The sequence below is a fragment of the Salmonella enterica subsp. enterica serovar Typhimurium str. LT2 genome (assembly GCF_000006945.2).
Classification (GTDB): domain Bacteria; phylum Pseudomonadota; class Gammaproteobacteria; order Enterobacterales; family Enterobacteriaceae; genus Salmonella; species Salmonella enterica.
The window spans coordinates 2,883,487-2,901,454 of sequence record NC_003197.2; the positions used below are offsets into that span (position 1 = coordinate 2,883,487).

Annotated in this window: 16 protein-coding genes and 14 other annotated features; of the genes, 11 read left to right on the top strand and 5 right to left on the bottom strand. The window is 51.5% G+C overall.

What is annotated here, in order from left to right:
* Window positions 1–18: 18 nt before the first annotated feature.
* The 3 genes from STM2745 to STM2747 all read left to right on the top strand — a co-directional run bounded on the left by STM2745 (window position 19) and on the right by STM2747 (window position 4,737).
* Window positions 19–2,088: a putative inner membrane protein gene (locus tag STM2745; protein NP_461672.1), complete on the top strand. Its 2,070-nt coding sequence runs from the start codon at window positions 19–21 to the stop codon at window positions 2,086–2,088.
* Window positions 2,089–2,586: 498 nt separating this feature from the next.
* Window positions 2,587–2,592, top strand: a ribosome-binding site (putative RBS for STM2746; RegulonDB:STMS1H002825).
* The gene (locus STM2746; RefSeq protein ID NP_461673.1) for a putative excinuclease ATPase subunit occupies window positions 2,587–3,874 on the top strand. Within the gene, window positions 2,591–3,874 belong to an annotated coding region; the region does not span the whole gene. Its footprint overlaps the feature before it by 6 nt.
* A 38-nt stretch (window positions 3,875–3,912) precedes the next feature.
* Window positions 3,913–3,918: a ribosome-binding site (putative RBS for STM2747; RegulonDB:STMS1H002826), on the top strand.
* The gene (locus STM2747) for a putative cytoplasmic protein (protein NP_461674.1) occupies window positions 3,913–4,737 on the top strand. Within the gene, window positions 3,919–4,737 belong to an annotated coding region; the region does not span the whole gene. It overlaps the preceding feature by 6 nt.
* A gap of 153 nt (window positions 4,738–4,890) precedes the next feature.
* On the opposite strand, the gene STM2748 is transcribed toward STM2747, so the two are convergent.
* Window positions 4,891–5,252, bottom strand: a protein-coding gene (locus STM2748) for a putative transcriptional regulator (RefSeq protein ID NP_461675.1). Within the gene, window positions 4,891–5,247 belong to an annotated coding region; the region does not span the whole gene.
* Window positions 5,247–5,252, bottom strand: a ribosome-binding site (putative RBS for STM2748; RegulonDB:STMS1H002827). (Overlaps the previous gene by 6 nt.)
* A gap of 85 nt (window positions 5,253–5,337) precedes the next feature.
* Window positions 5,338–5,343, top strand: a ribosome-binding site (putative RBS for STM2749; RegulonDB:STMS1H002828).
* Here STM2748 and STM2749 point away from each other — a divergent pair.
* The 6 genes from STM2749 to STM2754 all read left to right on the top strand — a co-directional run bounded on the left by STM2749 (window position 5,338) and on the right by STM2754 (window position 10,129).
* The gene (locus tag STM2749) for a putative cytoplasmic protein (RefSeq protein ID NP_461676.1) occupies window positions 5,338–5,626 on the top strand. Within the gene, window positions 5,342–5,626 belong to an annotated coding region; the region does not span the whole gene. Its footprint overlaps the feature before it by 6 nt.
* A 104-nt stretch (window positions 5,627–5,730) precedes the next feature.
* Window positions 5,731–5,736, top strand: a ribosome-binding site (putative RBS for STM2750; RegulonDB:STMS1H002829).
* The gene (locus STM2750) for a putative PTS system glucitol/sorbitol-specific enzyme II (RefSeq protein NP_461677.1) occupies window positions 5,731–6,260 on the top strand. Within the gene, window positions 5,739–6,260 belong to an annotated coding region; the region does not span the whole gene. Its footprint overlaps the feature before it by 6 nt.
* Window positions 6,250–6,255: a ribosome-binding site (putative RBS for STM2751; RegulonDB:STMS1H002830), on the top strand. (Overlaps the previous gene by 6 nt.)
* The gene (locus tag STM2751) for a putative PTS enzyme III glucitol (protein NP_461678.1) occupies window positions 6,250–6,631 on the top strand. Within the gene, window positions 6,257–6,631 belong to an annotated coding region; the region does not span the whole gene. The genes STM2750 and STM2751 overlap by 11 nt, the downstream gene beginning before the upstream one ends.
* Window positions 6,620–6,625 (top strand) — a ribosome-binding site (putative RBS for STM2752; RegulonDB:STMS1H002831). (Overlaps the previous gene by 6 nt.)
* Window positions 6,620–7,608, top strand: a protein-coding gene (locus tag STM2752) for a putative PTS enzyme III glucitol (protein ID NP_461679.1). Within the gene, window positions 6,628–7,608 belong to an annotated coding region; the region does not span the whole gene. The genes STM2751 and STM2752 overlap by 12 nt, the downstream gene beginning before the upstream one ends.
* A 3-nt stretch (window positions 7,609–7,611) precedes the next feature.
* Window positions 7,612–7,617 (top strand) — a ribosome-binding site (putative RBS for STM2753; RegulonDB:STMS1H002832).
* Window positions 7,612–8,632 (top strand): putative dehydrogenase gene (locus STM2753; protein ID NP_461680.1). Within the gene, window positions 7,619–8,632 belong to an annotated coding region; the region does not span the whole gene. (Overlaps the previous feature by 6 nt.)
* A gap of 294 nt (window positions 8,633–8,926) precedes the next feature.
* On the top strand, window positions 8,927–10,129 hold the full coding sequence (locus STM2754; protein NP_461681.1) for a putative hexulose 6 phosphate synthase: 1,203 nt from the start codon (window positions 8,927–8,929) through the stop codon (window positions 10,127–10,129).
* Between the two features lie 73 nt (window positions 10,130–10,202).
* Here the strand turns inward: STM2754 and STM2755 are convergent.
* The 4 genes from STM2755 to STM2758 form a co-directional block, all read right to left on the bottom strand.
* The gene (locus tag STM2755; RefSeq protein NP_461682.1) for a putative hexulose 6 phosphate synthase occupies window positions 10,203–10,845 on the bottom strand. Within the gene, window positions 10,203–10,838 belong to an annotated coding region; the region does not span the whole gene.
* Window positions 10,840–10,845 (bottom strand) — a ribosome-binding site (putative RBS for STM2755; RegulonDB:STMS1H002833). It overlaps the preceding gene by 6 nt.
* 16 nt (window positions 10,846–10,861) lie before the next feature.
* Window positions 10,862–11,433, bottom strand: a protein-coding gene (locus tag STM2756) for a putative sugar phosphate aminotransferase (RefSeq protein NP_461683.1). Within the gene, window positions 10,862–11,425 belong to an annotated coding region; the region does not span the whole gene.
* Window positions 11,425–12,274 (bottom strand): putative cytoplasmic protein gene (locus tag STM2757; protein NP_461684.1). Within the gene, window positions 11,425–12,267 belong to an annotated coding region; the region does not span the whole gene. Before STM2757 ends, STM2756 begins: the two co-directional genes overlap by 9 nt.
* Window positions 11,428–11,433: a ribosome-binding site (putative RBS for STM2756; RegulonDB:STMS1H002834), on the bottom strand. (Overlaps the previous gene by 6 nt.)
* Window positions 12,269–12,274 (bottom strand) — a ribosome-binding site (putative RBS for STM2757; RegulonDB:STMS1H002835). It lies within the gene STM2757.
* Window positions 12,275–12,396: 122 nt before the next feature.
* Window positions 12,397–13,946 (bottom strand): putative phosphotransferase system IIC component gene (locus STM2758; protein ID NP_461685.1). Within the gene, window positions 12,397–13,938 belong to an annotated coding region; the region does not span the whole gene.
* Window positions 13,941–13,946 (bottom strand) — a ribosome-binding site (putative RBS for STM2758; RegulonDB:STMS1H002836). It overlaps the preceding gene by 6 nt.
* A gap of 209 nt (window positions 13,947–14,155) precedes the next feature.
* Window positions 14,156–14,161: a ribosome-binding site (putative RBS for STM2759; RegulonDB:STMS1H002837), on the top strand.
* Between STM2758 and STM2759 the strand changes: the two genes are divergently transcribed.
* Together STM2759 and STM2760 are read left to right on the top strand one after the other, a co-directional pair.
* Window positions 14,156–15,840 (top strand): putative dipeptide/oligopeptide/nickel ABC-type transport systems, periplasmic component gene (locus STM2759; protein ID NP_461686.1). Within the gene, window positions 14,161–15,840 belong to an annotated coding region; the region does not span the whole gene. (Overlaps the previous feature by 6 nt.)
* A 1,108-nt stretch (window positions 15,841–16,948) precedes the next feature.
* Window positions 16,949–16,954 (top strand) — a ribosome-binding site (putative RBS for STM2760; RegulonDB:STMS1H002838).
* Window positions 16,949–17,832 (top strand): putative integrase gene (locus tag STM2760; RefSeq protein NP_461687.1). Within the gene, window positions 16,957–17,832 belong to an annotated coding region; the region does not span the whole gene. (Overlaps the previous feature by 6 nt.)
* Window positions 17,833–17,968: the final 136 nt, after the last annotated feature.

The window sequence follows — 17,968 nt, forward strand, 5'->3', positions numbered from 1 at the left end:
GCCGACTGATACCCCATCATGAAACGCGCGCCCTTTCTCTGTAAGCAGTCTCCGGACCGCACGCTCGAAGTGGTGATCCTTGCCGGAAGCCTGGCATGGGAAACCTCACGCGTGTGGCGAAAAGATCCCGACCGGGAAGATGATGTTCCTCCGATGGTACTCGGCCCGAATGAACTGGCCGATCTGAGCAATCTGACCATTATCAGGCCCGACACGCTCTACGTCCGGGTACTTCGCACCGGCGATATCAGTGAAGAAGATCTGCTGAAAATTGCCGTAAAACTGGCGCACGCGGGTGTGCAGATGGCCCGGCTGATGAGCCCTGACGGTGAGTTACTGGAGAACTGGACCGGGCAGCTTGAACGCCTGCGACAGGAAAGGCCTTCCGATATCCTGCCGGATCACTTCCGCCTCGATGAAGAGGCGCTGTGGTTTGACAAGCTCACCGAACGGCGCGACGGCGAAAGCGACGTCCAGCCCCAGCGCATCTGTTCCCCTCTGCGCGTCACCGCCATCACCTGCGACAGCCATGACGGCAGCTATGGCCGACTGCTGGAATGGCACACCACCACCGGGCAGTTGCGGCGCTGGGCCATGCCGATGGCGATGCTCAGCGGCAACGGCGAGGAGCTGCGGCGCATCCTGCTGGAGAACGGTCTGACCAATATCTCCACCCGCCCCGCCCTGCGCAGCCTGCTGTGCGAATACATCTCACGGTCACTCCCCGGACGCCGGGTCACCTGCGTGGAGAAAACCGGCTGGCACAACGGGGTATACGTGCTCCCGGATGAAGTTATCGGTCCCGATGGCGACAATGTCATCCTTCAGGGCAGCCACTACCTGACTGGTGGCTTTGCGCAGGCAGGGACGCTGGCAGAGTGGCAGGAGCAGGTCGCCGCACTCTGTGCAGGCAACTCGCGTCTGGTCTTTGCCGTCTGCTGTGCGCTGGCCGCCCCGCTGTTGCGCCTGACCGGAACGGGTGGCGGGGGTTTCCACCTGCGCGGTGAGTCCACCGATGGCAAGACCACGGTGATGAAAGTGGCCGCTTCCGTCTGCGGTGGCACGGATTACTGGCACTCCTGGCGGGCCACCGGGAATGCGCTGGAGGGAATTGCCAGTCGCCACAATGATGCCCTGCTGCCGCTCGATGAACTGCGCGAAGTGGATCCGCGTGAAGCCGGGATGATTGCCTATATGCTGGCAAACGGCCAGGGCAAGGGGCGCGCCCGCACCGACGGCGAGGTACGCAACCGCAGGCACTGGACGCTGCTGCTGTTCTCCACCGGGGAGCTGTCGCTGGCGGAACACACCGAACGCGCCGGGGAGCGTATCTACGCCGGGATGGACGTGCGCATGGTACAAATCCCCAGCGACACCGGGCAGCATGGCGCGTTTGAGCAACTACACGGCTTTGCCAGCGGCCAGCAGTTCGCCGATACCCTCTGCGACAGGGTGGCCCGCTTTCACGGCACCGCCTTTCGTGCCTGGCTGGCCTTCCTCACCCACGACCAAGACGCCAGCACCACGCTAGCGAGAGAGTTACTTCGCCGCTACCAGAACGCCCTGATGCCGGACAACGCTGGAAACCAGGTGCAGCGCATCGTGGCCCGTTTTGCCCTGCTGGCGGCGGCCGGAGAGATAGCGACGCTGCACGGCATCACGGGCTGGCAGAAAGGCACGGCGTATGAGGCGGTGCAGATCTGCCTGCACGCCTGGCTGAACGAGCGCGGCCATATTGCCAACCAGGAAGATGAAGGCGTGCTGGCGCAGATCAAACGGTTTATCACCGCGCACCAGTACAGCCGCTTTGCCTCGTGGGATGGCCCGGACCGCCCGCTGAATATGGCAGGCTTTCGCCGGGTGGAAAAAGATCCGCTGACGGGCGAGGAACACACACTGTTCTTCATCCTGCCGGAGGGCTGGCGGGAAATATGCCGGGGATTCAGTCCCGCCAGGGCGGCCAGATTATGCCAGGAAGCAGAATGCCTGCAGCCCGGCAGCGACGGGAAATACCAGTCGCAGGTTCGCCTGCCGGAGATCGGCAAAACCAGGGTTTACCGGCTTACCTCCCGCATCCTCAGTATCTGAGTGCAGTCTAACGTGTCTTAAAAAAAGGTGGTACAGGGTGGGACAAGTGGTACACGCAGAGCTGGCGAGGGTTACAGCGTCCCACCTTAGAGAATTTGATTAAAAAAAAGTGGTACAGGGTGGGACAGCCGTTGCTAAATCTGTCCCACTTTTCCGACTGGCATTTTTCAGGTGGTACAGCGCAAAGCCACGGCTGGCGCGGTTGTACCACTTGTCCCACCTGTACCACCTCAAAAACAGAATGAATGAAAATGGCGAAAAGGGAGTGAAAAGGCAAAGGCTGAAAGGAAGGGAGAAGAAGGGGAACGGACTTGCCCGAAAAATTCCGAAACATAAACAACATACGAAGTTGAAGCAATAACAACAACGTACATTTCAAGCGCTTAGAAGCGAGATTTCACGTTACAGTAACAATTTAATATATTGATATCATTAACTATTCCCCTTATCTTATATTCATAATATAATCATTGCTAACATTAATAAAAAGTCGAGAACTGCAATGGAACTCAGAAGAATATCTGTAAATAATTTGTTCGGAATTTTAAACTATGATATTGATTTAGGGAACTCAGAAACAATTATTATTACCGGACCAAATGGTTACGGAAAAACCATGCTTTTAAAGATAATTGACAACATTTTAAATAAAAATATAGATTTTTTCTTTGATTTGCGATTTGAAGAAATAAAATTTGAACTTGACACCATATTACTATGTATAGAGAAACAAAAAAATAAGAATGTTGCAGTTACGGTAGTCGATTATGTAAACGATAAAAAACGACAGGAAGTATTCACTCTAAATAAAAACAAAGAACTTGACGTCGATTATTTTGATGAAATATATAATAAACTATTAATCTGTGACAACATAGATTCTGATCCTATACTAAAATCTTACAATCATGAGGAAATATTAAATTACTATAAAATTAAAAAAATAAAACTTCATAAAGAAAAGCATCATAAAAGTGATTTCTTGGATAAATCCATTCCTAATGCAGAGTTAACTTTTATCAAAGCGCAAAGGATAGAGAATATAAAAAATGAAAAATCAGCAATCGAGTCACAAGCAAATTTCCTTCTTGAGTTGATAAAAAGAGCTGCTGAGGAATCAGCACAAATAAGCCAAAGACTTGACTCCACATTTCCAGCAAGATTATTTGATAGCATTAACGAAAATATATCTTCAACTTCTATCAATGACAGATTGATAGGCATTCAGAGAAAAAGAGAACTTTTTATGAAGTTCGGGATAATAAAGTCTGAAGATACTTTTATCCCTAGAAAATTCAGCAATGCAACATTAGGAAAAGAGTACTCAACCGTTTTAAATCTGTATATTTCAGATGCTTTAGAAAAACTATCACCTTATGAAGAATTATTTGAAAAAATAAATTTATTTGTTAATTTATTGAACGAAAAAATGCTTGCATTTAAAGAAATCAAGATCAGTAACGAGCATGGATTTTATTTTCAAAGTGATAATGGAGAAAGAATATCATTAAGTAACTTATCTTCAGGTGAGCAAAACCAAATAGTCATCTATTTTGATCTTATATTCAAAGCTAAACAAAATTCAGTAATTCTTATTGATGAACCAGAAATCTCTTTACATGTTGCTTGGCAAAAAGAATTTCTTGATTCAATAGCAAGAATACAAAAACTTAATGAGTTCTCTAAAATAATTATTGCTACACACTCGCCTCAAATAGTTAATAATAATTGGGATATAACTTACGATTTATTCGAGAATAACAATAAAAACATGGAGGGACAATGAACAGCCTCCGTGATATCACCGGTGTTTCAGACTGGATATCTGGAATGCTTTTGCTTTTTAGATCACCAAAATATAGCAGGAAGATTTTTTTCACTCTAGAAGGAGAAAGTGATATTAGATTTCTTAATACTCATTTTGCAGATGAGAGAATCCATTATGATTCGCCGTGTAGTGGTAAACCAGAAGTAATAAATGCTGTGCAATTATTGCGCTCTCATGGAAAACAAAACGTATATGGTTTATGCGATGCTGACTTTGATATTTTAGAAGGTAACAGCTACGAAAACATTCATTTTACGGACTGTCACGATCTCGAAATGATGTTAATAGAAGGTGGTTCATTTGACAAATTTATTTCTGAGTTCTTAAAGACAAGTATACTTAGAATACATACTCTTGAAGATATACGAAATAATCTTAAAGAATCTATAATTGACGTGACTTACAAAATAGGAATACTAAAATGGCTTAATTTCAAAAATAATTTATTGTTAATGTTTAAAGGAATGAAATACGATAACTTCATAACCTTTGTGGACTTTAGTGCGAATATAGACATAGATAATTACATTCAGCACATCCTCGACAGAAGTCCTCGAAAACCTCCACACTGTGATTTCAATTTTTTGAAAAAAGAGTACCAATTACTTTATAACAAACAAGCAGATTATAAATATGTTTGCAATGGACATGACTTTACGTATATCACCATGATGGCCTTTCACTCAGAATTTTCCCGTGATAAGAATATAACTCAAGAAAAAGTTGAATCACATTTAAGAATAGCATACTCAGCAACTGCATTTCAAAGAACAAATATTTATAACGAACTTTCGGGCTTAATAGATAGCCATAATATTTAATAAATTACATTCAAAAAAAAATAGCGAAATACACCGTTTCAATACCGAAATGGTGTATTTTTCAGAAAAAAAACCACCTTCATTAAAATTAAATATAACCCATTGTTTTATTAAATAAAAACACGAGTGGATGAACAATCAATGCAAATAACCTCATATATTACCAGACAATATCAATGTACTTCCGGGGTTATTTTTCTTAAAACGGTGATACTGGAGGATCAATTCTGCAAGCTCATCGTCAACAGCATAAAAATACGCTTCCGGTACATCAAGCGCTGCTGCCAGCTTACAGACGAGTTTGAAATCGGGTGCATGGACTTCCTTTTCATACGAACTGATACGCGCGCTTGCGGATTCTTCATCCAGCCCAGCGAGTGCACCCAGTTCCGCTTGCGTCAGATCAGCCCTGACTCTTGAAATCTTTAATCTTTTACCAATCACGATTGCAATCCTGCACCTGAACATGCAGGAATTATCCCTCTCTGGGCAGCAACCATCTTCAGGCATTCCCTTACCTATTCATGTATTACTTGAATTTTGATTACATTTAGAGCAATATTCAAGAATTGCGTGATTTATCACGGTTAAAAAGAGAAAACCGATGAAAAAGTCAACAACCAAAGACTGGCACCCCGCCGACATCGTTGCCGCCTTACACAAGCGCGGTACCAGTCTGGCGAAGCTGTCGCGGGAAGCGGGACTGGCCTCGTCAACATTGTCGAATACCCTGACGCGCCCGTGGCCGAAAGGCGAGTGGCTGATTGCCATCGCGCTCGACATGCATCCATCAGAAATCTGGCCCGGCCGTTACCTCAATTCCAGTAACAAACGTGAACCCCGAAAACCGCTTCACCCGATGACAACAACCGACAACTCCGGGACATAACGACCCGCGCTGTGAGTGGCAGGACGCATTAACCAACGACACCTGACAGGAGAGTTGTTTATGCACACCGAACCACAACCATGCACCATCGCACCACTCGCAGGAGGCCGCCATGTTTCTGGTCTCCCTGGCTGAAGGCTTTATCCACCTGTTCCAGGCCGCAGGCAAAATCTTTCTCGACATGATGACCGGGCTTATCCCGATGCTCATCTGCCTGCTGCTGGCCATCAATTTCCTGATGAAGCTGGTCGGTACCGTCAGAATGGAGAAGGTCGCTGCCCTGCTCGGCCGCTCGCGCATTCTCACCTACGGCGTGTTGCCGGTGCTCGGCTGGTTCTTTATGAGCAGCCCCGGCGCGCTGACGCTCGGTAAGCTCTTACCTGAGAAGAGTAAACCCGGCTATGAAGATGCGCTCGGCACCACCGCCCATCCCCTCACCAGCCTGTTTCCCCACGTAGTGCCATCAGAGCTGTTTGTCTGGCTCGGCGTGGCTGCGGGGGTTAAGGCACTCGGTCTGCCCGTTACTTCACTGGCGCTGCGCTATATCGCCGCCGCCATGCTAATTGGCCTGATACGCGGGATTATCACCGAGTACCTGTTCCTGCGGCTCAGCAGGCGGGGGAATGCGCCATGATGATTTACTGCGCACGTATTACTGCCATCGGGCTGTTTGTCGCCGACGGCCTCACCGACAAGATGCTCATCACCTTCGACAGCAACGGGCCGAAGGACTGTCTCGATTACTCGCTGTCGCTGGAGCCGTCGTTCCGGGAAGAGAGCCTGATGATACTCCCCGGCGACCGCCTGCTGCTGGCAGGGCATGATTATCTGGTGACTGCCGTCGGCAAGGGGGTACAGCAGGCGCTGTTTGAACTCGGTCATCTGACGCTGGTGTTTGACGGTGACCTGAAGCCCTGCCACACCGGGGCGATTCATCTCTCCGGCCCGGTGCCGAAACTCCATGACCTGCACGGCAATCTGGTGATTGAGGAGGGACGGCCATGAACACGGTACTTATTCCTCCCGGTCCCGGCGGCTACGGTAAAGGGCTTTGGCTGCCCGTTGCCAGCGGCAAAAAGGTGCTGTCACTGACCGGGCGCGAGATTCATCCGGTGGCGATAGAAATCGGTGCGCTCACTGAATCGGAAGTGGTGAACGGCTTCTCCGATATCCCGCCTGATAACGACATCCTGTGCGTGGTGATTAACTGCGCCGGGTCCCTGCGCTGCGGCCTGTATCCGCAGAAGGGCATCCCGACCATCAATGTGCTGCCCACCTGGCGCGCGGGGCCGCTGGCGCAGTTTATTAGCGAGGATAACTACGTCTCCGGCGTGACGATAGAGCAACTGGTTCTGGTGGATACGGCCGAAGCGCCGGACGGTGAACCGGAGCCAGTGTCTGTCACGGCACCACGGATTATCACCACTCCGCCGCCTGCACGTGGCGCGGAAAAACTGGTTCGCATGGTCGAGCGTACCGGCACCGCCGTCGGACACGTTATCGCCCTGCTGTTTGCCGCCAGCCGTGAGGCGGTGGACGTGTCGCTGCGCAACGTTATCCCGTTTATGGCCTTTGTCTCACTGCTGATTGCCCTGGTGCAGGAAACCGCACTCGGCAGCCTGATTGCCCACGCCCTGACGCCGCTGGCGAACTCGCTGTGGGGACTGGTGCTGCTGTCGCTCATCTGCGGCATTCCGTTTCTCTCCCCGGTGCTCGGGCCGGGGGCAGCCATCTCGCAGGTCATCGGCGTGATGATTGGCACCCAGATTGGCGCGGGCGCGATATCCCCGGCCTTCGCCCTGCCCGCGCTGTTCGCCATCAACGTGCAGGTCGGCTGCGACTTCGTGCCGGTAGGTCTTTCGATGCAGGAGGCGAAGCCGGAGACCATCGCGAAGGGCGTCCCTGCCTTTCTGCTCTCACGTCAGTTAACGGGGCCGCTGGCGGTCATCATCGGCTGGCTGTTTTCCCTGGGCTTATTCTGAGGACATCATCATGAACAAAATCAGAGCCGCCGTGGTGGGTGCAGGTATCTACGGCAAACACCATATGAACGCGTACCGCCATAACCCGGACACCGTGCTGGTTGCCATCTGCGACACCGATACAGAACGTTGTGACGACCTTGCCATGGCGTACGGGATCCAGGGCTACACACGACTGGATCGGTTACTACAGCAGGAGGCTATTGATATCGTCTCGGTGGCGACACCGGATCCGTACCATACCGAATCCATCCTCACCGCCCTGCGCCACGGTCAGCATGTACTGGCGGAAAAACCGCTCGCCACCTCAGTACGCGAGTGTGAGCTTATCGTGGAGATGGCGCAGCAGCGGGACCTGCTGGTCGGCGTCGATTTCCACAAACGCTGGGACCCGGCAGTAATGCGCATTAAAGCCGAACTGGAAAATCCGGAGACCGGATGCATCCTGCGCGGCCATATCAGCATGGACGACGTGATAACGGTCCCGACGCAGTGGCTGAACTGGGCGGGCGCAAGCTCCCCGGTGTGGTTTCTCGGTTCCCACTGCTTTGACCTGGTGCGCCACCTCTCCGGGCAGGAGGTGGTATCGGTGTACGCCGTCGGACAGAAGCGGCTGATGGTCGAATGCGGCCTCGACACCTTCGACAGCGTGCAGAGCCTGCTGACAATGGCCGACGGCAGTTCGTGGGGGGTGGAAAACTCATGGGTGCTGCCGGAGGGCTTTCCGAAGGACAACGACGGGCGCATCGACATTCTCTGCGAGGCAACCTATATCCGCAGTACTTCCCAACATCGCGGGCTGGAAATCACCACGCCGGCCTTGACGCTCACGCCCAACAGCTATTTCATCAACTACCGCAACGGCGTTGCCAGCGGCTTTGGTATCGACCCGATCAATGATTTTGTGCGGGCGGTCAGACATAAAGCCCCCTACCCGGTCACCGCCGAAGACGGGCTGGCGGTGAGCAGGATCTGCGAGGCGGTACACCGCAGCCTTGAGAGCGGGAAACCTGAAGATGTTTAAACAAACGGCGCAGGGTAGCTCCCTGTGCCAGTTCCATATGATTTTGCTAATTCTACTTACTGGTCTATTCACTCGTCAGGCTTTGGCCCGCAGATATATTAATGTTTTCCATCCTGCCGCAACAAAACCCCACACACGATTGTACGTTTTTTAGTCATTAAGGTGAATAGCGGTATTTTATGGCTATGACCTTTTTCACCTTCCTGCCAATAGTATCATGCTAAACCTCTCATTTATGTTTATTGCGCCAATAATAGTCAACAAGTATTTCAAAAAAGTCCCAAGCAAATTATAATGCTGGAGTTTCATAATGTCCCTTTAAAAACCATTTTAAGAAGAGCTATTATGTCCCTCCCTACAAATTTTAATGATATTCTTCGTTTTTTTGAAAAAGATTACGATACAGCCAAAGAAGATAATGCTTTAAGTGCACGCGGCCAATTTCTGCAACTTTACCCCCTTAATCACCTAAAAAAAATGACGCTTGATGACTATGTCATCGGCAAAGGTACAGCTTCATTTTGTGCTTGTGTTGAAGTAAAAACCAGAACATGGGCAAATATGCAAGGTGCGACGGCGCTCAAATTTGGTATTTATTATGGAAAATCAAAATCAGATCCAACCGTCCGCTATCGTTTTACTCAGAAATTTGGCGATGATGATAGTACTAATAAAGAAGTTTTCGCTAATGTTAAAGACGCTTTACTAGACCTAATACAGTCAGGGAAAGAATTAGATTTTAGAGCGATTGACGAGAACCCCCTATCCCAAATGTTTAAGGCTAAAATATTGAGCCTTTACTTTCCAGAACACTTTATAAACATTTGCAGCAAAGATCATCTTAAAGAAATTGCTATGGAAATGGGTATAAAAGAGCAACAGTTTATTAGTAAATATCAACATTTGTTATTCAAGAAAAAACTAGAGCATAAAATCACCCGAAACTGGAGCAATCCAAAATATATGTCCTTCCTTTATGCCCAGTTCATACGTAAGGATCTTAGCAGCGCTCCTGCTGTGATAGTTAAAAAACCACAAAAAAGAAACCATCCCGAAGTCAATTTCGAAGAAATAACGGACAATCGTGATTTAATAGGCAAAAAAAGCGAAGAATATGCATTAAACTGGGAAAAAAACCGCCTAATCGGTCTCGGCTATTCAAAACTAGCTGAGGAAATAGATGATCGCCGTAATCGTCCAACTTATGGTTACGACTTTCTTTCTTTTAATGCCCCAGGTGATGAGCGATACATCGAAGTTAAATCAATTGGCCGGGATGGAAAAGAGGGAGCATTCCGTTTTTTCCTCTCAGGAAATGAACTCACCGTTTCTAATTTAAGTAACCACAGTAAAAACTATTATTTTTATCTTGTACAGTATGGGAAAGATGGAGAGCCATGCAATCTATATGTAAAACATGCTCAAGATCTTTACACTAATAGTGAAATGTCCCCTTGTGCTTACGTTGTTAGGTTCGATCTGGAAGAACCTGCTTAATAGTTTCGACAACCTCCGGCTCATAACTTTAAAAGTGTGAAATCAGGCGCAGAGTTCCCCCTGCGCCTTCACCTCAGTGATGCTGTAACAACACCTGTGAAATCTTCCTCGCTTCACCTGCCGGATCCGCCGCATGCGTGATCGCTGATCCCACAATCACTACATCCGGGCCTAACAGTGCGTAGTCCTTCACAGTCTGGCTACTGATACCGCCTGCCACGGCAATCCGGGCTTTCCGGCGCACCTTCAACATCGTTATCAAATCATCAATCGGTTTGCGCCCTGCTGCCTGCTGGTCGGTGCCTGTGTGTACCGCCAGCATATCTGCCCCCGCCTCCTCCAGCAGGCGGACTCGTGCGGGGAGATCGTCGACGCAGATCATATCCACCACCACCTGCTTTCCGGCCTCTTTTGCCGCGCGGATGCACGACTGGATCGTCAGCACGTCGGTCACACCTAACACCGTGACATAGTCTGCCCCGGCGTCGAAAAGCAGCTGCGATTCAAAATGGCCGCCATCCATAATTTTCGCATCCGCCAGTACTTCCTTATGCGGGTATTTTTCTTTAATGGCTTTAATCGCGTTCACGCCTTCCCGAATAAGAAAGGGTGTTCCCACTTCAATAATATCAACGTCATCAACCACCTTATCCATAAATACCATCGCTTCAGGCAGGGTTAACTCGTCCAGGGCAAGCTGTAATTTCATGTTGGTTTCCTTGTGTCGAATGACTATTCGAGGTTGGCGTGCAGCGCAAAGCCTTTGGTTAAGCGATATCCCGTCGACTGCGCCAGATTCACAATCATGGCGTCACCCAGCACCATGACCGCCTCTTCAAACAAGCTGCCGCCGGGCAGAATACCTTTCACATTCTCGGGTCCATCCGGCAGTTTGTCGGAATAAGCCGGGATCCTGACCGCCACCCCCGCCAGTTTCCCCAGCGTGGACTCGGGGAAAATGGTCAGCAAGGCCACAGTGCCACCCAGTTGCTTCGCTTTCGTTGCCACATTCACCAGCGAAGCCGTTTCACCCGATGCACTCGCCAGTAACAGCAGGTCGCCTTTTTGCAGCGCAGGCGTGACCACATCGCCGACAACATGCACCTTCAGGCCGATATGCATCAGGCGCATCGCAAAAGCTTTCAGCATCAACAGCGAACGCCCTGCGCCAAAAACAAATACCGCTTTCGCGTCAGCAATGGCCTGCTCCAGACGCGCCAGCGCAGCGCCATCAATCCGCGACATCGCCTGATTCAGGTCGCTACAGGCAACGCCTGCAACAGATTGCGTTTCCATCATGCGTCCTCCTGACAGAGCGGGAATAAATCATCCTCATACTGGAGCATCCCCATGATTTCCCGGACATAGTTATCGACATGCCCCAGAAAATGAAAACGTTCCGGTGCGGCGCGGTAGCGCTGGTAAAGCGGCATATCGAAGGTGATGCCAAGATGCGGGTTCTCTTTGACGGTGGCGAATTTGATGCGCGGAACACGCGGGTAGTAGTGATTCTTGCGCACGCAGAGCTGCCCGTTCTCCTCCACGATGTAGCAGGCCATACCGTGGTAAAACTGCACCGTGTCGTAGTGAACCGTACAGGGTTTATACGCCAGATTGCTGAACACCAGCGGCCCGTCGCCGATATTGATGGAGCAGTGGCCATAATTCGGCGGCACGATAATGCTCTGCCCCTCCTTCACGACGGCCACGATAAGATCGTCTACCACCAGCTCCTGCGGCGCGGCGGCAAAATCCGGCGACTTTTGCAGGATATACGCCGCCGTACCCTTAATTACTTCATACACCTCCGGATGGGTGTTGCGCCGCGTGTCGTTATAGCCGTGATAATGGCCACTGGTTTTCTTACGCTCCTTGCCAATCGTCCCCGGCATGATGATGGTGATGTCGTACTGATACTGGTCAGCAGCAAGCCGTTCCTGATCCTCCGCAAAGCTGAGACCGCGATAAACATCGTAAGCCGGTTCATTACGCAGCCCTTCGGTGAACTCCGGTAAAACCACCGCCATCTGCCCGGCGCTTTTGCGGCCAAAGCCGAGATAGTTTAGCGGCGGTTTCAGCGCCATTACGCCATCATCATCGAGATACAGCGGCAGGCCGCTGTGGTGTAGCTGTTTCATTTTTGCCCCCTGTATACACGTCATACTTCAAGTTGCTGCTACGTTGGCTGCGCGCCTTCATCCCGGTCACATAGTTATCTATGCTCCCGGGAACTCACGCGCTTGCCGCCTTGCTACAACTCGAATTATTTAGTGTATGGGTTCACAATGTCCGGAAACCGGATGCGCTTTAATCGCGCGGATCGCCTCTTTCAGCCGGTCGGATTTCATGCCAAAGACGCTCTGAATGTTGTTCCCGACCTCAACGACGCCCGCCGCGCCAAGCTGTTTCAGCAGCGCTTTGTCCACCAGCGTCTTATCCGTCACGTCAATGCGCAGACGTGACATGCAGGCTTCGATGCTGGTCATATTCCCCAATCCGCCATAGGCCAGAATGATGCCGCTCACCAGGTCGTTCTGTTCGCTTTCCTGCGCCACAGCGGTTTCTTCGACTTCACGGCCCGGCGTCAGCAAATTCCAGCGACGGATGGCAAAGGTAAACAGGACGTAGTACACCGCGCCCATCACCAGCCCGACCGGGAATACCATGTACCAGTGAGGCGCTCGCGGCAGAACGCCAAAGAAGAGATAGTCGATAAGCCCGCCGGAGAAAGAGAGCCCGATGTGCACGCTGAACCACTCCATCAGCAGGAACACCAGCCCCGCCAGGACGGCGTGAATGCCATACAGCACGGGTGCAACAAACAGGAAGGAGAACTCAATCGGCTCGGTGATACCGCAGACGATGGAAGTGATCGCGCCAGAGAGCATAATGCCCTTCACACGCGCTATGTTTTCCGGGCTGGCGCAGCGGTAGATCGCCAGCGCAATCGCCGGAATACAGAACATCTTGATCGGCGTCAGCCCGGCCATAAAGGTTCCGGCGGTAATCGGCACCTGATCTTTCAACTGGGCAAAGAAGATAAGCTGGTCGCCATGCACCACCTGCCCGGCTTTGTTCACGTACTCGCCAAACTGCAGCCAGAACGTCGGCCACCAGACATGGTTAAGACCAAACGGGATCAGCAGCCGCTCGACAAAACCGAACAGGAAGGCGGACACGCCCGGCCCCTGCACCGTCATGGTATTCGACAGGCCATTAATCAGATGCTGAACCGGCGGCCAGACCACCGCCATCACCAGCCCGACAAACAGCGCGGCGAAGGAGGTCACTATCGGCACAAATCGCTTGCCGGAGAAGAACTCCAGCCATGAAGGAAGCTGGATGCGGTAATAGCGTTTATACAGCCAGGCGGCGATAATCCCGATAATGATGCCGCCAAACACGCCGGTCTGCAGCGAAGGGATGCCCAGCACCATCGTGTAGTCACGCACCTGCGCCACCGATTCGGGCGTGATCCCCAGAAACTGGCCGATGGTGACGTTCATAATCAAAAACCCGGCGATCGCCGACAGCCCGGCAATGCCCTGATCGTCACTAAGTCCCACCGCCACGCCGACCGCAAACAGCAGCGGCAGGTTGGCGAAAATCGCACTGCCCGCTTCCGCCATCAGCTTCAGCACGTGAACCAGCCCGTCAGTGCCGAGAAACGGCAGGCTGGCGACAATATTGGGATCCTGAAAGCTAACACCAAAAGCCAGCAAAATACCGGCGGCAGGCAGCATGGCAATGGGGATCATTAACGATCGCCCGATGCTTTGTAACATTTGCAGAAGGTTGAATCTTTTCATCTCGATCTCCTGAGCGCGTCTTTATGACAGGGATTCGCACAACAGCAGGTTCTGCTCCGAACACCTTCAGTATCCGAACCCGAAATGATTAAAAAAACAGCAACCAAAGACGAAAGTTATTTCCGGTTTTCGCTTAAAACCGGAAAATTTATGAGGGCAATCACGCCAGATACCGTCAGAAAGGGATAAAAGAGGAAATCGCGTTCGGCGGGAGGCCATCATATGAGTATCTTCGAGGCGCATTTTCGCAGGCTGCACGCCCGCTACGGCGCAGGTCAGACGCACGAATTACAGATGCAGGAGATCGCCGCCATCTTCGGCTGTTCGGTGCGTAATTGTCGTATTGCGCTAAAAAAGATGCATCAGGAAAAATGGCTCGACTGGCAGCCCCAGCGCGGGCGCGGCAAGCGCTCACGGCTCCATCTGTTAACCTCGCCGGAAAAGCTGTTCAGCCAGAACGTCAATAAGCTGCTGGAGAAGCAGGATTACGGCAACGTGCTGCGGTTTATCGGCAACGACAAGTATCTGCTGGATCGCCTGAGCCTGTGGCGCTTTGGGGTACAGGATAAAAGCAGCGAAACGCGGGTACGCATCCCCTACTATCGCAATCTGGATCCGCTTAACCCACTCGTCCCCCTGCGGCGGACCGAACGCCACCTTCTGCGCCAGTGCCTGAGCGGACTGACGCGCTATGACGCCGTTCAGGGCAGGATCGTCCCCGATATCGCCCACTACTGGACCCATAACGAGGACTTTACCCGCTGGGAGTTCTGGCTAAAATCCACCGCCCGCTTTGCCGATGGCTGTGAGCTGGATGCCAGCGCCGTTCAGCGCTGCCTGCTCGCCGCCAGCCAGAGCCCGCAGTTCGCGCCGATTTTCAGCCCAATCAAAACCATTACCGCTGACGCCCCCTGGCATCTGGTAATTGAAACGCATCATCCGGTCAGACGGCTCGACTGCCTGCTCGCCACCCAGCCGACGATGCTGTTTGATTACCAGCACGGACACATCCGCTGTACCGGCGCTTTCCACCTGCAGGAGCACAGCGACAATTTTATGGTTTTGCGGCGCAATCAACACTGGCATCAGGCGCGCCCCGGACTGGATGAGATCACCATTTTCACCTGGGCTCCGGAGCATATCAGCATGAGCTTTATTCCCCTGCTGCGGGGCGAAGAGGTGCAGGATGACCGCCCGCTCAACGAGCGTAGTCTGGAGCAGAGCTGCTGCTTTGTGCTGCTCGACGGTGACGGTGCCTTTGCAGATGAGGCCGGAAGACGGTTTATCAATTACCTGCTGCAACCTGTCGAACTCCTCAGCCAGACGCAGCTTCCCGACGAATACGCACGCATCCTCTCTGTGGCTCAGGGTATGCTGCCGCAGTGGAATCACCGCCCGGTAGATTTTGGCGGGATCACAGCGCCGTTTAACCTGCGTCAGCCGGTTATTATCAGCACCTTTCAGCAACCGGAACTGGTGGAGCTTGCCGGAGCAATTCGCCGCCTGCTTGAACGCTGGCATATTCGCGCCGAAATACGGATCGACGCATTTGACCACTTTAACAACCAGCTGCGCCCTCCCGCGGATATCTGGCTCAGCAACTTTATGCTCGATACCCTTTCGGTTCCGGCATTTCTGGAATGGCTAGCTTCCACCGCGCTGTTTACACGACTGCCTGAATCCCAGCGACAAAACCTGAACGCGCTGTTACCGACGATTCTAAACAGCGACGATGAACAGGCGTTCGCTACCATTGCCGCCTTTTTCCATGAGATGACCCACCAGCGATATGTCATTCCTTTGCTGCATCACTGGATGGAATTTGCGACTGAGAAGTCATTTACCTGGCGGGATTTAAATACGCTGGGATGGCCGGATTTCAGCCAACTTTGGCTCGAATAATGCTACGCCCGCAAAAGCTCGCTAAAGGGCCTTTAAAGGCCTTTAAGGGTAAGGGAGATAAGTGCGCCATTGTGGCTGTCAATTCGTTTTGTTTAGCTCTTCCTGATTTTCTTCTTGCCTGGGAGAACTGGCATATTTTTTCGTTTCTGGATCCAGAGGAGCTGCGTCCGGCATCAGAGTAACATTCCGCATGGTACGTTAGATCATTCTGCATACCCAATTCTGTTCGTTTAAGTATTTTAGGTACGGCTGAGATAGCGTGGTTTGAACCATCAGAACAATTAAAATCTACACCCGCAAAGGCTCGCTTTAGCGAGCCTTTGCGGGCGGCATTTCTGGATAATTATCCATGAAAGCCTCACCAGAGATGTAAAAGAATCCTTCCTGCCGCGGCATTCTCTGGACAATATTTTCCCAATCTTCTGATGCTCATGAAACCGCATACTGCATCATGATAATAAAGTTATTTATTATCAATGAATTATGCGGATTAAATCAGCTTGACCATCGCATCAACAATGCTATTTTTACGGTAACTGCCGCAGTCCTGGGACTGCACCCGAGACAGCCACGACCTTAGAGGACTGTGCCTGGCTGCTATGTCAGGTTGGTCAAGCCCTTAACCCCGCAAGCCGGACAATACGGCGGGGGCGTCTCTGACGCAGTCCGGTCGTTGTTGCTGCTATAACCTGTGCCAGTAAGAGGCAGGTTGGTACCGCCTCTTTAGACGGAGCGTATCTCTGCGCCAGTAAACAGGTTGCCTGAAACGGCGGCGCGTCACTTTGGAGGCGAAGCAAAACAAAGTGACGCCGACGCACACCGCTGCGCCAGCCGCCGTCTTATCAGGCTTATCGTTGTATTAACCCTCTGACGCCATCATTTCTGCGTCAAAAAGATAACAAGGAGGAATGAACAGTACCGGAGGCGGACCACGACGATCCGGGGGCATCCCTGCTGAGGCAGGCGGCCTGCACACCGTGCAGTACCGTACCCCACCATACCTCAACTCTCGCCTTCCGGCGCACCGGTATTGTTTAGCATGGCGCAGCTTTCGCTCTCCCATGCATTCCCCACGCGCCGGAAAATATTGCTACCGCATCAGGCGGAGGAGTCAGCATGTCGCGACTGGCGCAGGATATGAAAAAACTGGCGCACCGCGCAGGTGGCAGCCACAAAACCGTCCACGACCGCGAACAGATGGCGCAGCGTTTTGCCCGTCATTTGCTGGCGCAGAATATTCAGGTCACCAGCACCTGCCAGCTCAAAGCCAGACACATCGCGGGATATATTCATGAATGGCTGGCGCAGGGTATTTCTCTGCGAACGCTACAGAATGAGATGGCAATGGTGCGCTCTATTCTGGCTGAAGCCGGACGCACACAACTCAGCCAGTCAGAATTAATCAGCAACCAGTCGCTCGGTATCAGTGGTGCCAGCTGTGACGGGACGCACCGGGCCATTCCGGATGCACTTTACCATCAGGTACTGGACCGGGTTCATCATATCGACGCAGGCCTCGCAGCCAGCCTGCAACTGGCGCGGGTGATGGGGCTGCGCGGTCAGGAAGCAGTACAGTGCTGCCAGTCGCTGAAAACCTGGGATAAACAGCTGGAAAAAGGGGCTGAACGTCTGCCGGTGATCTTCGGCACCAAAGGCGGGCGACCACGCATGACACAGGTGACGGACCGGGAAGCGGTTCGTCAGGCAGTGAAAGAGGCGCTTGGGATTGCCGGGGAGCGTAACGGGCATCTCATTGACAAGCCGGATCTGAAATCTGCAATGGACTACTGGCACAACCATCTCCGCGATACCGGGCTGACGGGGGAATACTCTCCCCACTCCCTGCGCTATGCCTGGGCGCAGGATGCGATCCGCTATTACGAAGAGCAGGGTCTGAGCCATAAAGAGGCGCTGGCGGTAACTTCAACGGATCTGGGCCATGGTGATGGGCGGGGAATATATATTGAGCAGGTATACGGGTATACTGATTGAATCTCACTAATACAAGATGTTTCATTCCTTTTTGTATGTAAAAATTCATAACTACTTTAAAATTTTAAATGCACAATAAAAGTATAGATAGATAATGTGTACTGTTTCCATTTCACCGCACTTGAGTTTAAAATAC

What these genes read in the sequence shown, in the direction of transcription:
- STM2745 (NP_461672.1), top strand. Translation starts at nt 19, where the DNA reads ATGAAACGCGCGCCCTTTCTCTGTAAGCAGTCTCCGGACCGCACGCTC.
- STM2746 (NP_461673.1), top strand. Translation starts at nt 2,591, where the DNA reads ATGGAACTCAGAAGAATATCTGTAAATAATTTGTTCGGAATTTTAAAC.
- STM2747 (NP_461674.1), top strand. Translation starts at nt 3,919, where the DNA reads ATGCTTTTGCTTTTTAGATCACCAAAATATAGCAGGAAGATTTTTTTC.
- STM2748 (NP_461675.1), bottom strand. Translation starts at nt 5,247, where the DNA reads ATGCCTGAAGATGGTTGCTGCCCAGAGAGGGATAATTCCTGCATGTTC.
- STM2749 (NP_461676.1), top strand. Translation starts at nt 5,342, where the DNA reads ATGAAAAAGTCAACAACCAAAGACTGGCACCCCGCCGACATCGTTGCC.
- STM2750 (NP_461677.1), top strand. Translation starts at nt 5,739, where the DNA reads ATGTTTCTGGTCTCCCTGGCTGAAGGCTTTATCCACCTGTTCCAGGCC.
- STM2751 (NP_461678.1), top strand. Translation starts at nt 6,257, where the DNA reads ATGATGATTTACTGCGCACGTATTACTGCCATCGGGCTGTTTGTCGCC.
- STM2752 (NP_461679.1), top strand. Translation starts at nt 6,628, where the DNA reads ATGAACACGGTACTTATTCCTCCCGGTCCCGGCGGCTACGGTAAAGGG.
- STM2753 (NP_461680.1), top strand. Translation starts at nt 7,619, where the DNA reads ATGAACAAAATCAGAGCCGCCGTGGTGGGTGCAGGTATCTACGGCAAA.
- STM2754 (NP_461681.1), top strand. Translation starts at nt 8,927, where the DNA reads ATGCTGGAGTTTCATAATGTCCCTTTAAAAACCATTTTAAGAAGAGCT.
- STM2755 (NP_461682.1), bottom strand. Translation starts at nt 10,838, where the DNA reads ATGAAATTACAGCTTGCCCTGGACGAGTTAACCCTGCCTGAAGCGATG.
- STM2756 (NP_461683.1), bottom strand. Translation starts at nt 11,425, where the DNA reads ATGGAAACGCAATCTGTTGCAGGCGTTGCCTGTAGCGACCTGAATCAG.
- STM2757 (NP_461684.1), bottom strand. Translation starts at nt 12,267, where the DNA reads ATGAAACAGCTACACCACAGCGGCCTGCCGCTGTATCTCGATGATGAT.
- STM2758 (NP_461685.1), bottom strand. Translation starts at nt 13,938, where the DNA reads ATGAAAAGATTCAACCTTCTGCAAATGTTACAAAGCATCGGGCGATCG.
- STM2759 (NP_461686.1), top strand. Translation starts at nt 14,161, where the DNA reads ATGAGTATCTTCGAGGCGCATTTTCGCAGGCTGCACGCCCGCTACGGC.
- STM2760 (NP_461687.1), top strand. Translation starts at nt 16,957, where the DNA reads ATGTCGCGACTGGCGCAGGATATGAAAAAACTGGCGCACCGCGCAGGT.